Annotated in this window: 9 protein-coding genes; all 9 read left to right on the top strand. The window is 33.0% G+C overall.

The window, feature by feature from the left end:
• The first annotated feature begins 90 nt into the window (after positions 1-90).
• Positions 91-963, top strand: coding sequence for a methyltransferase domain-containing protein (locus DFR58_RS01085; protein WP_114295962.1), 873 nt, complete (start codon positions 91-93; stop codon positions 961-963).
• Between the two features lie 120 nt (positions 964-1083).
• A complete protein-coding gene (locus DFR58_RS01080) occupies positions 1084-1920 on the top strand; it encodes a class I SAM-dependent methyltransferase (protein ID WP_170137985.1) in 837 nt (278 codons plus the stop codon).
• Positions 1921-1974: 54 nt separating this feature from the next.
• Positions 1975-3531 carry a B12-binding domain-containing radical SAM protein gene (locus DFR58_RS01075; protein WP_114295960.1) on the top strand — a complete coding sequence of 519 codons (1557 nt, stop codon included), beginning with the start codon at positions 1975-1977 and terminating at the stop codon, positions 3529-3531.
• Positions 3532-3553: 22 nt separating this feature from the next.
• Positions 3554-5005, top strand: coding sequence for a B12-binding domain-containing radical SAM protein (locus tag DFR58_RS01070; RefSeq protein WP_114295959.1), 1452 nt, complete (start codon positions 3554-3556; stop codon positions 5003-5005).
• Positions 5006-5084: 79 nt separating this feature from the next.
• On the top strand, positions 5085-6647 hold the full coding sequence (locus DFR58_RS01065; protein ID WP_170137984.1) for a B12-binding domain-containing radical SAM protein: 1563 nt from the start codon (positions 5085-5087) through the stop codon (positions 6645-6647).
• A gap of 372 nt (positions 6648-7019) precedes the next feature.
• Complete coding sequence (pheS, locus tag DFR58_RS01060) at positions 7020-8036, top strand: phenylalanine--tRNA ligase subunit alpha (protein WP_207659087.1); 1017 nt, start codon at positions 7020-7022, stop codon at positions 8034-8036.
• A 27-nt stretch (positions 8037-8063) separates the two neighbouring features.
• Positions 8064-10133, top strand: coding sequence for a phenylalanine--tRNA ligase subunit beta (gene pheT, locus DFR58_RS01055; protein WP_114295957.1), 2070 nt, complete (start codon positions 8064-8066; stop codon positions 10131-10133).
• 49 nt (positions 10134-10182) lie between these two features.
• A complete protein-coding gene (locus tag DFR58_RS01050) occupies positions 10183-11496 on the top strand; it encodes a B12-binding domain-containing radical SAM protein (RefSeq protein ID WP_114295956.1) in 1314 nt (437 codons plus the stop codon).
• Positions 11497-11546: 50 nt separating this feature from the next.
• Positions 11547-12416, top strand: a complete 870-nt coding sequence (locus tag DFR58_RS01045) for a Nif3-like dinuclear metal center hexameric protein (RefSeq protein WP_114295955.1) — start codon at positions 11547-11549, stop codon at positions 12414-12416.
• Positions 12417-12480: the final 64 nt, after the last annotated feature.

Genomic DNA, 12480 nt, shown 5'->3' with positions numbered 1-12480 from the left:
GTACACCTATGATATTGTGCATATAGGAAAGTTTTGATTTCTTATGGCGGTACTTATTTAATTATCAATCGTTAGGGGGATTAAGTTGGAATGTCGCAAGAGGAGCATTTTGATGATTGTTGGAAAGTAGAACTTCAGCTTTATAATGACTATAAGGCTAAAAATCCTAATTCCAAATTTTATGATATTTATATTGATAAATGGGCAACTTTACAGTCACTTGTTGAAAGGATTGCACCTATAATAGGATTAAATAATACTACGCGGTGTATGGAGCTTGGTGCTGGCGAAGCTACAATGCTTATATTGATGGCACTTGAAGGATGTATTTGTAAAGCTGTGGATAGTTCAAATTATGCAAAAATATTCGCTGAAAAAGTTTCGAAAGAAGTTGGAGTAAAAATCGAGTATGAAATAAATGATTTTTTTAATCAAGACTTTCTCGGCAATAATTCTTCAGTTTTTGACTTTGTTTGTAGTTCAGGTGTTATAGAACATTTTTCGCGTAATGAACAGCTAAAGTTTTTAAGCATAAGCAAAAAAATAAGCAACAAATGGGTCTTGGTTGCAATTCCGAACTCAAGTGGAGAAATTTATAAGTCATATATACGCTGGACAAAAAAAATGGGGAATTTCTATGATGTTTATCACGAAGAGTGTACTGTTGATGATCTCAAGGAGCTTATGATTGAAGCAGGATTAAAGCCTGTTCTCATTGACGGATTTTTTGTTTATTTTGCCAAAGAGGAGATGTATGGTGAAATAACCGATGAGATGAGGAGTATACATAACAAATTATACAGGCCAATAGTTGATGCAGGAGGTCATAAGTATTCAAGATACCCTCACATGGATTTTACATACGATGACATAAATGTTTTGAAGAAAGCCGAGTCGGCATTGTCTCCAGATGAGAGACTAAAAATAGGATTTATGAACTTTATATTGGCAGAAGTCATTTAAATAGTGATACTCAATATATCGGTAAAAAATATTGGAAATATCAAATAAAAATATAAAGAAAGGGATGTATAGATATATCTATTTGAGATATATCTCTATATAAATACTATGGATGGTATTATGAATTATAAAAAAACAGTTATTGACTATTTTAGAGATAAAGCTAAAGAGTATGATCTGGTAGATAATCAGGTTTATTGGAAGCTGTCGGATAAGCTTTTATGGGAATTTTTTTCTACCAATGTTCTGCAAAAATTGCCGGAGAATTTTAGCTTTATAGATGCGGGTGGCGGTACAGGTCGCTGGAGTATTAAAATACTTGAAGAATTTCCTTACTCTACAGGGTTAATTTATGACTTGTCAGAGGATATGCTGGAACAAGCCAGAGAGAAAATAAGAAAGTATGGCTTGGGAGATCGTCTGAATACCATGCAGGGAGATATCAAGGATATCTGTGCTGCTGATTCAAACAGCTTTAATCTGGCTTTTAATTTTCATAACGTATTGGGTTTTGTGGATAGTCCGACCGAGGTAATAAAGGAATTGGCAAGGGTAGTTAAACCGAATGGATATGTAGTATCATTAGTTCCGAATTGGTATCATAATATATTTTTTAATATATTTGTAAATAACTTCAGATTGGTAGATGAGGCCGTTAGCTCAGGAAGGGGGCGCTTTACCGAGGATATGCCCAGTATGAATTTATTCACACCTGATTCGATAAAAAAAGTATATAAGGATTGCGGCCTTGAAATTATAACAGTTTCAGGCTTTCCGGTTACTATATATCCAGGTATGCAAGAAACACAGCTTAGAGGATCCAGTAATCATATAATTAATATTCTGGATAATGAGGAAATGTTTAATAAGATTTTTGATCTTGAGAAGGCAATGTTCACAAATAGTGATCTTGCTGCAAGGGGAAATCAGATATTTATCATGGGAATAAAATACTAATCGTCTTTTTAATACTGCTAATGTAATGATAATAAAGAAAGATTGGTGTAGAAAATGCAAAATTATGATTATGATATTTTATTAATAAATCCGCCACTATTATATATAAAGGACAAGCTGGCACAGTTTGGAAGCCTTCACCTGACATCCGGAGTTCCGTACAAAACATTTAACCCAGGGATACTTTCTATTGGTACTTATTTAGACTGGAAGGGATATAAAGTTAAGATATGTGATATTACAAAATGTGAAGAGACAGAAGGACTACTTAAAGAGACATTAAATTTTGGAAAACCAATGGTGGTTGGAATTAGCTGCTCCTATGGTCAAAGTTATCTACCGACTCTTCAGATTGCTCAATTTATAAAAAATTGGTATCCTGATGTATTTATAGTCACGGGAGGGCAGCATAGTGGACTCATAGGAGGTATTGCACTGAAAGACTGTAATGCTATTGATGTCGTCTCAAGATATGAGGGAGAAATAACATTGTTACAGCTATTGGAATATAGGAAGGGACTACGGTCAATCAGTGAAATAAATGGCATAGTTTTTAGAAGATCAGAGTTGGAAAGGGAAAAGGTTAGTATAAATGATAATATTATACCTTTTAAATTTAATAATTTAGATTATGACTGTTCAATAAAAACTGTAGTGTATGACGAATATTTAGAAAATCCCAAAACACCAAATGTGGTTGACTTAAATGAAATGCCGTTTTTAAAATATGATCTATATCCTAATTATTTGTCCTATCCTCCTTATGTGGAAGAAAGCCGCGGATGTAGTTGGGGGTGCGAATATTGTGTAAGCTGTTTCATTAATTCCAGACGACTTAGAAAAAAAGAAAGTAAAAGGTTTATCAGTGAACTGAAACACTGTGTGAGTATTTACGGAAAAGATAATCAGTATCCGATATTGGCATCAAACTTTGGGGTTGATGATAACAACACAATAAATATTTGCGAAGGAATAAAGAATAACTTTGGTTCTTTAAAATGGGTTTCTGAATTCAGAACGGATTTGAAGTGGGAAAACTATATTGATGCTATGTATGAGTCAGGATGTAAGGCATTTGCCGTTGGAATTGAATCTGCAAATAATAGTATTTTAAGATTGATGAACAAAACTGTTAATCCTGTACATTATCTTGAAAAGGCGGAAAAGCTTATAACTTATTTAAAGAAATACAGTGATTCTATTATGCACATCAACTTAATGTTTTACATAGGAGAAAGTCCGGAAACAGTTAAGAATAATATAGCATTTATTATGAAGTGGATTAATGACATACATTCCATACATTACTCGCCGGTAATTGCATATCCCGGAACACGACTATGGAATAATATGGAGAGCTACAATGAAAAATATGGAACAACTATAATAAAAAATGATTTGTGGGATAGCATGCACTTTTATCCTGTAAACCCATCCAAATATTTTTCCTATGAGGATGCAGGACATTTTTCACGTATGATGGAGAAGTTAATTTTGAAGGAAGAGCAATTCTACATTATGCATGAAACGAGATTCTCAAAGGATAAGGATGGAAAAATTCCTGATGAATATAGAAATAAATTTATAGGAGATATTTTATATTCCGGCTAATAATGTTGAAAGAGGTTACTTTATGAAAGTGTATGATTATGATGTTCTATTTATCAATCCTCCGCTGGAAATTGTTTCGGACAAAACAGCACAGTTTGGAGTGCTTACAGATTTTTCATATCTGCCTGTAAAATTTTTCAATCCCGGGATTTTATCTATGGGAACCTTTTTGGATTGGAAAGGTTATACTGTTAAAGTTTGTGATATATCGCGTACCAAACAATTGGAAAAAGAATTAAAAGATTCATTGAATTGGGGTTGCCCTAGAGTAGTGGCAATAAGTGGGATTTATGGTTTGTCTTATAGAGCGGTTATTTACATAGCCAGTCTTGTTAAAATGAAATATCCCAATGTTTATGTAATAGTAGGAGGACATCATATGGGACTGCTTGGAGGAACCGTTCTGAAAGAAAGTAAGTATATAGATATTGTAATCAGATATGAAGGCGAGTATCCATTAATGGAGATTTTTGAATATATTGACGGAAAAAGAGCTATTACTGATATAGATGGAATAGTGTTTAGGTATTCGCTATTAGAAAAAGAAAATGAAAAGATGGCAGGAAAAAATATTATTCCTTTTACCGCAAAGCATTTTGTAAGTAGCGCTAATTGTATAGATATTACGTATGAAGATATTTTAGTAAATACAAATAGATCGAAACCCGCAGATATAAATGAAATGCCATTTATGAAGTTTGACCTTTATCCTAATTATATGGAATATTCTCCATATGTTGAAGAGAGCAGAGGTTGTTACGGTGAGTGTGAATATTGCACTAATTGCTCTATAAATGGAAGAAAATATAGAAAAAAGGAGAGTAAAAGATTCCTTGAGGAATTGAAATATGTGACTGATATCTATGGAAAAGATAGACATTATCCTTTTCTGGCAGCCATTTTTGGAGTGGATATTAAAAATACCATTGAAATTTGTGAAGGAATAAAAAGGGACTATGGAGAGATTAATTGGGTATCGGAAACGAGAGTTGATGTTCACTGGGAAGAGTATATAGACTTAATGTATGAATCTGGATGCAGACAGTATGAAGTGGGATTGGAGTCAGCAAGTAAGGAGACACTCCGGCAAATGAACAAAACAAAAAATCCGGATTATTATCTGCAAAAGGCGGAAAGCTTAATATTTAATATAAAGCGATTTAAGGATGCGCAAATTTCTTTAAATTTTATGTTTTATGCTGGAGAAACACCTGAAACGTTAAAGGATGATTTGCGATTTCTCACAAGACATATGGAGGATATTGGTGCGGTTGACTTTTTCCCTCTCATTGCATTTCCCGGTACCAGACTCTGGGATAGGTTTAATGAATTTAATGAAAAATATGGATCTACTATAATCAAAAATGATACATGGGACAGCTTCCATTTTTACCCTATAAACCCTTCGAAATATTTTTCTTATGAGGAGGCAGGACATTTTGCTCATGTAATTGAAAAAATGTTTGCAAAATGACTTCTTTTGAGGTGTTTGACTAAAAAACAATTAATAATATTTTATTTATGAGATATGTTAATGAATGGAGTGAATGGTTATGAAAAAGTATGATTATGATATTTTACTGATTGATCCCCCTCTAGAGTATATAGAGGACAAAACAGCACAGTTTGGGAATTTATTTATGCCTTCCGGTCTTACTTACAAGGTATTTAACCCTGGCTTATTGTCTATCGGTACATATTTAGATTGGAAGGGATACAGTGTTCGCATAGATCATATTCTCTCTATAAATGATATCGAAAAACAACTAAAGAAAACTTTACAATCAGGAAAACCAAGAATAATTGGAATAAGCGGAACATTTGGACTGGCGTACAGGGCTGTCCTTAAAATAGCTAAATTGGCAAAACAGGTATATCCCGATGTCTTGATTGAAGTTGGAGGGCATCACATAGGGCTAATGGGGGGCGTAGTTTTAGATGAGTGCAAAGAGATTGATGTAGTTGTCAGATATGAGGGTGAAATACCAATTATGGAATTGCTTGAGTATCAGGATGGAAAGAGATCAATCAGTGAAATAAGTGGTATTGTTTTTAGATGCTCGATGTTGGAGAAAGAGGGAGGACATATTAATAGTGAATACATAGCTCCTTTTAAAACTAAGGTATTTAAAAATAATAGTTTTTGTGAGGACGTTGTATATGACGATATAATTGAGAATACTCAGAGATCAGAAGTTATTGACATAAACGATATGCCGTTTGTGAAATATGATTTATATCCCAATTTCCTAACATATCCTCCATATGTAGAGGAAAGCCGAGGTTGTTATGGATCTTGCGAATATTGCACAAACTACTCCATAAATGGGAAAAAGTACAGGAAAAAGGAGAGCGAGAGATTTATTGAAGAATTAAAATATGCAATTGGTATTTATGGCAAGGATAGAGAATATCCATTGCTTGCTTCAATATTTGGGGTTGATGTAAAAAACACAATTAATATTTGTGAAGGGATAAAGAAAAACTTTAATTCTATTAAATGGTTCTCTGAAAGCAGAGTAGATGCTAATTGGGAAGAGTATATTGACTTGATGTATGAATCTGGATGTAATCTTTTTGGAATTGGAATGGAGACAGCTAGTCCTGAAATTTTAGGACTAATGGGCAAAACAAAAAAGCCCGAATATTATATTGAAAAAACCGAAAAATTTATATCTCATGTAAAAAAATATAACAATGCGATTTTACATTTGCATTTAATGTTCTATGCCGGAGAAACTCCCGAAACGGTTAAGAGTACCCTGAAATTTATCACAAAGTGGATAGACTACATAGATTCGGCGCATTATTCACCTTTGTTTGACTTTCCGGGAACAAAACTCTGGAATAATTTCAATTTCTATAACGAGAAATATGGATCTACCATTATCAAGAATAGCTTATGGGACAGCTTACACTTCTATCCCGTTAATCCTTCCAAATATTTTTCATATGAGGAAGCCGGGTATTATACCAGAGTAATAGAGAAATTGCTTATGAATAAGCAGGAGCAGGTATCTGTATTACTGGAGGCCAGGATTTCAAAGGATGAGAGAGAAAAAATTGATGGAGACTTTAAGCAGAAATTTTTAGATGAATACCTGTACTCAAAGTAAATTGACCTTATCATTAATTCTAAGAATTAATAAGCAATTATTGATAATAATTTTTAATTAATATCCTGTTGCAGATCGATTTGACTGTATGTAGGCAAAGAAAATTGTTTTGACAACTTGGAAGTATAATGTTATATTTTTTATAAAAGGAATAAATGGGTATAAAATCAAGAAAATATATATGATTCATTAAGAGTAATGTCAACTTGGTTTAAGTATATTTAATGGGGATAAGATATAAAAAGTGGATATAATAAAGATAAATATTGGTCTATATCTATTTCTTTGCAATTATGTCTATTATTTTGGTTATAAATGCACAGGTTATATTTAATGGTTATCATAGCTTTGATTTATTAGGAGGTAATGATTGTGGCTGAAATTTCAGAGAAGATTAAAGAAATTGAAGGCAATTATTTGGAAGAGAATAAGGAGGGCCTATCTAACGACGATATTTTAAAACTTCAGAAAAAGTACCTCAAGACGGAGATGAAAAATCTATATGATCTGTTAAAGTTAGTTACAGATTCAAAAATTAAAAAGGATTATGGAAGACAAATAAATGAATTAAAGAAGTTTATTGAAGATGGAATAAATGAAATAAAAGAAAATGTAGAAACATCAAAGAAGGAAAAAGATTCATATGACTATACTATTTTAAAAAGGAATATTAAGTTTGGGAAGATACATCCATTAATAAAGTTGGGCAGAGAAATAGAGAAGGTTTTTACAAACATGGGTTTTGCCATTGTTCAGGGACCTGAGATAGAGCTGGATAGAAATAATTTTGAGAAGCTTAACATGCCTGCCCATCATCCGGCACGTGATATGCAGGATACATTTTATATACACGATCCCGGAATACTGTTGAGATCTCATACTTCTTCCGTACAAATAAGAACCATGGAGAAGATAAAGCCACCATTTAAAATAGTATCGCCTGGAACTGTATATAGAGTTGATGATATTGATCCCCAGCATACGCCAATGTTCTACCAGATAGAAGGATTGGTGGTAGGAGAAAAAATATCTTTTTCAGATTTAAAAGGACTGTTGACACAGTTTATAAAGACTGTTTTTGGAGATTCTACTCAATTGAGGTTTCGCCCTTCATATTATCCTTACACAGAGCCGAGTGCGGCAATAGACATGTCTTGCATTATGTGCGGTTCTAAAGGATGCAGAACATGCAACTACTCAGGTTGGATTACCATGCTGGGAGCGGGTATGGTTCATCCAAATGTCCTTGAAGGGGTAGGCTACGACAGCGAAAAGTACTCTGGATTAGCATTTGGATTGGGTCTGAATAGGTTGGCTCTTATATATTATGGGCTGTCTGAAATAAGAAAATTATATGAAAATGATATTTCTTTATGGGAGCAATTATAACAATATAAATGAAGAGGGGGAGAAGTCATGTTTACGTTCTCGTTCAATTGGCTGCGAAGATTAAATGGTAAAAACTTAGATTTAGATAAAGTCATTAATATATTGAACTTGCAAGGGCTAGAGGTAAAAAAGGTAACTGATTTTGAAGAAGACAAAGTTGTTACGATAGAAGTTAAAGCCAACAGGCCGGACGCACTGTATCATACTGGAATATTAAGAGAAATAACTGCCTTTAATGGTGAATTGCCACCGCTGAAGATAGAGCCTAAACTTAGTTTGAAAAACGATAATACAAAATTTAAGATTGATATAGAAAATAGCGATATATGTAAAAGATTTTCTTCATTAATAATTCGTGGTATAAAAATAAAAACCGAGACTCCTGATTATATTAAAAAATCACTGGAGGCACTGTCTATTAACACAATAAATCCGGTTATAGATATAGTAAACTATGTAATGCTTGAACTGGGTCAGCCTATGCATGCATATGATGTTAATAAAATATCAGGCAATACCATAAGGGTAATGAAGAACAAGAAGCGGCAGAAGCTGATGACGTTGGACGGGTCGGAAACTGAAATACCAGAAGGCCCTATTGTTATTGTTGATAATGAGAAAATCCTTTCAATAGCAGGTATCATTGGTGGCATAGATTCGGCAATAACGGAAGACAGTTATGACATCTTGCTTGAGAGTGCCAATTTCAATGAGGTTGATGTTCGCTTGGCATCAAGGGCTTTAAAAATATCAACGCCGTCGTCTTTTAGATTTGAAAGAGGCATTGATGTGTCTGGTTCGCTATATGCGATGATGATCTGTGCCGACATGATAGTCGAAATCTGTGGAGGGGTAGTTGATGAGGTTTATTTTGATCAACATTCTGAATACAAAAAAAATATATTAAAATTAAGAAAGACAAAAACTAATGATATATTAGGAACAAATTTATCATTAGAAGAAATTATAGCTTGCTTGAATAAGTATTATTTTAAATGTGAAATTTATGACGATGAAACTATAAAAGTGGAAATCCCCAGTTACAGGTTGGATTTGTTAAGAGAAATAGATCTAATTGAGGAGGTTGCAAGAATTTATGGATATCACAATATTGAGCCTACCATGCCAGTGATAAAAGCAACCTATGTAAAAAACAGCATGTGGGAAAACATGGATAAGATAAGGGATATAATGTCCGGAATAGGGTTTTATGAAATGATTAATTATTCATTTATTCCTGCTAATAGTATGGAAATCTTAAACATAAGCGAGGATAGTCAGTTATATTCCGATATTATATTAAAAAATCCTATATCCCAATATTATGCATTGATGAGACCGACCTTGATTTATTCCTTGTTAGGAAATATAACTTACAATATCACTAAAGATAATAGAAATCTTGCCTTATATGAAATAGGCAGGACTTATTTCAGAGACGACAGTGCCGATACAGGATTTAAGGAAGAGGATGTAATAGGCATTATTTTTACCGGAGTGAGAATAGAAAAAGGCTGGGGCATATTGAATGATGTTAAATATTCTTTTTATGATATATCAAATTACTTAAATATTATATTTGATGAGTTTGGCATGAGTTATGAAGAGGGCAAAAATTCTATGCCTTTTTTCAAGGAGGATACGGGTGTAGACATAAAGGTGAATGGGAGAAATATAGGATTTTATGGCCAAATAGATCCCGAATTGATTAATAAGGTTCCAAATGGCAAGTTAATTCAAAATGATGTAATGTATATAGAAATTAATTTGAAATATGTTGAAAAGAAAAATAAATCAATAAAGTATGATTCTAAATATCAGGCTATAACAAGAGAGTATAATTTCCTTGTATCCAAAAACTTATTGGTAAGCAATATAATTGCTGAAATTAAATCAGTAAGTAATTTGATTCAAAAAGTTGTGGTAAGGGATTTATATGATGGAAAAGGTATACCTCAAGGCAGACATTCTATATTGCTTCAATTAAAGTACTTAAGTACTCAGAATACATTATCGGCTGAAGAAGTTACGGAAATAGAAAATAAATTTTTAGATATTTTAAAAACAAAGTGGGATGTTTCACTTAAAGATGCTTAAATGAGAAATAAATACAAAATACTGAATAAGACCTTATGGGGGGAGTTTTATGCTGAAAGTCTACTTTATTAATCCCAAATCAGGGTTGGAGAGTTTTTCATATGAATTGCCTCTTAATATTTGTCAGTTGATCTCCTGTATAAAAAATAAGGACTTTATAGAAAAAATTGGTGTGCTTGATTTGGAATTTGATGAAAACGACATAAACTTAATAGATTCCATTGAAAATAGTGATAATACTATTTTTTGTATACCTATTTACACCTATTATTCAGAAGAAACTATTAATTTGTGTAAAGCCATAAAGCGCACAAAGGATTTGGTTAAAATTGTTGTGGGCGGTCCTCATGCAACCTTAGTAGGAGAAAATTTATTAAGAGACAATACTGAAATTGATTTTGTTTTACAAGGAGAAGGAGATTATTCGTTGCCTGAATTGTTAAGGGCAATTAACTTTTCCGATGCGTATAATCAGGTCAACGGACTGATTTATAGAGATGAAAGCAATAATGTTTTAAAAACCGGAGAGTTTGACCGAATTGAGGATATAAGCTGTTTACCGTTACAGACAAAAGGATTTGAATATTTCAATCTTAAAAAAGTTAAAGATAAAATCGGCTTTCTGCCGTATATTTCAAGCAGAGGTTGTAGTTATAATTGTATTTTTTGTTCATCATCAAATATTTGGAAGAGAAAACTGAAATTAATTCCGGCTTCAACAGTAATTAAGGAAATAGAATATATCAAAAGTCTTGGATTCAATTATATCAACTTTAGGGATGATTTCTTTACCGCGAATAATAAATGGCTTGATAGCTTACTCTCTGGATTGAAGGATCTGGGCATTGTTTGGGGATGTGAAACTAGAATAGATGCGGTAAATGATGACCTGCTATTCAGGATGAAGGAAAGCGGATGTGAACTCTTAAGATTTGGAATAGAAACCTTTAATCAAAAAAGTCTGGATATCATAGGTAAAAAGTTTAAGGCTGACCTTGCTGTGGAAAATCTTAAAAAAGTAATAGATATGGGATTCTATGAGATTAGATGCAGCTTTATGGTTGGAATACCTGGAGAATCAGTAGATGATGTGAAAAATACCATTTCAATATGTAGGCAGTTAAAGTCTATGAAAAGTAGATTTTGGGCACTAGCACCTGTGATAGGAACAGAAATATATAACAATATGGAGAAATACGGAATAAAATTTATAAATCAAGTTTTCAACTCTACATATTCAAATATTGAAACTACCAGTATGACAAATACTGAAATAAATAATCTATTAGAATTCATCTATGACGAGTTTAAACATCCTCTAACATACTATCATAGAGACTTTTCGGATATTATTGTAAATTAATGTAAGTTTAAATTTCACTTCATAATCATAAAATTGGAGGACTGCAACTCATGGAAACCGAAATTTTGATAAATACATTAAACGATCAGTTTGATGTTGGATTAACCGATGTTTTTTCGAATATAATGCCTAGTACTGATTTATACTATAGAGACTACTGTACAAACAGTTTTTTTAAGACTTATCAAGGCTTAATGCTGTCAGGAAAAAGTTCAGTTAAAAAAGTAGCTGCAGCATGCTTTTTGAATGATTATATTGTAGAAAAAGCTATAAGTAGTGACGTGGATTTCCTTATTGTTAAGCACCCGCTTGACTGGCTTGAATTCCCCGGAAAGTTTGAATCATTACAACAGCACTCATACAAAAAATGTGTTAAATCAGGGCTGAATGTTTATGTAATTCATAGTGCATTAGATAGACACGAATATTTTTCTCCATCAATTAATCTGGTTAAAGTATTAGGATTGAAAACAAAAGCCAAGCTGTATGTTGAAAATGATGCATTTGGCTGTATCTGCGATATTGATTTAAGCTATGACTGTTTATACGCAAAGATAAAAAATTCACTTGGATTGTCAAAGCTTCAAGCTCTGCGTTTTAATGATAGATGTCAGCTTGTAGCCATAGTGTCTGGAGGAGGAGATTCTGAAGAATACCTGAGATATGCATCAAATCAGGGCTGTGATACATATGTTACAGGTATTGCTTTTTGCGAAGGCAATGAGTATTCGAGAGTTAATAATCTTAAATTCAGAAAACTTGCGGAGAGGCTAAAGATTAATATATTGGGCGGCTCACACTATGCAACTGAAAGGTTTGGAATGATGGCGGTCAGCGAATATTTGGAAAGCATCGGGTTGGTTTCAACTTTTATTGAAGAAGAACCCAAATATAAGGAATTAGCTGAAATGTGGGAATAAGCAATTTTGCCTTCCAACGGCTTGAGCTAGCTTTGGATGCACTTCGTACTCAGCAGCAATTTCA

Origin of the sequence: Anaerobacterium chartisolvens (genome assembly GCF_003337415.1) — a bacterium.
Classification (GTDB): domain Bacteria; phylum Bacillota; class Clostridia; order Acetivibrionales; family DSM-27016; genus Anaerobacterium; species Anaerobacterium chartisolvens.
This window is presented reverse-complemented; position numbering and strand designations above follow the sequence as displayed.

Bases quoted from the DNA above. Each gene is read 5' to 3' on its own strand.
- pheT (WP_114295957.1), top strand. From the start codon at position 8,064: ATGTTTACGTTCTCGTTCAATTGGCTGCGAAGATTAAATGGTAAAAAC.
- DFR58_RS01085 (WP_114295962.1), top strand. From the start codon at position 91: ATGTCGCAAGAGGAGCATTTTGATGATTGTTGGAAAGTAGAACTTCAG.
- DFR58_RS01045 (WP_114295955.1), top strand. From the start codon at position 11,547: ATGGAAACCGAAATTTTGATAAATACATTAAACGATCAGTTTGATGTT.
- DFR58_RS01065 (WP_170137984.1), top strand. From the start codon at position 5,085: ATGAAAAAGTATGATTATGATATTTTACTGATTGATCCCCCTCTAGAG.
- DFR58_RS01080 (WP_170137985.1), top strand. From the start codon at position 1,084: ATGAATTATAAAAAAACAGTTATTGACTATTTTAGAGATAAAGCTAAA.
- DFR58_RS01050 (WP_114295956.1), top strand. From the start codon at position 10,183: ATGCTGAAAGTCTACTTTATTAATCCCAAATCAGGGTTGGAGAGTTTT.
- DFR58_RS01075 (WP_114295960.1), top strand. From the start codon at position 1,975: ATGCAAAATTATGATTATGATATTTTATTAATAAATCCGCCACTATTA.
- DFR58_RS01070 (WP_114295959.1), top strand. From the start codon at position 3,554: ATGAAAGTGTATGATTATGATGTTCTATTTATCAATCCTCCGCTGGAA.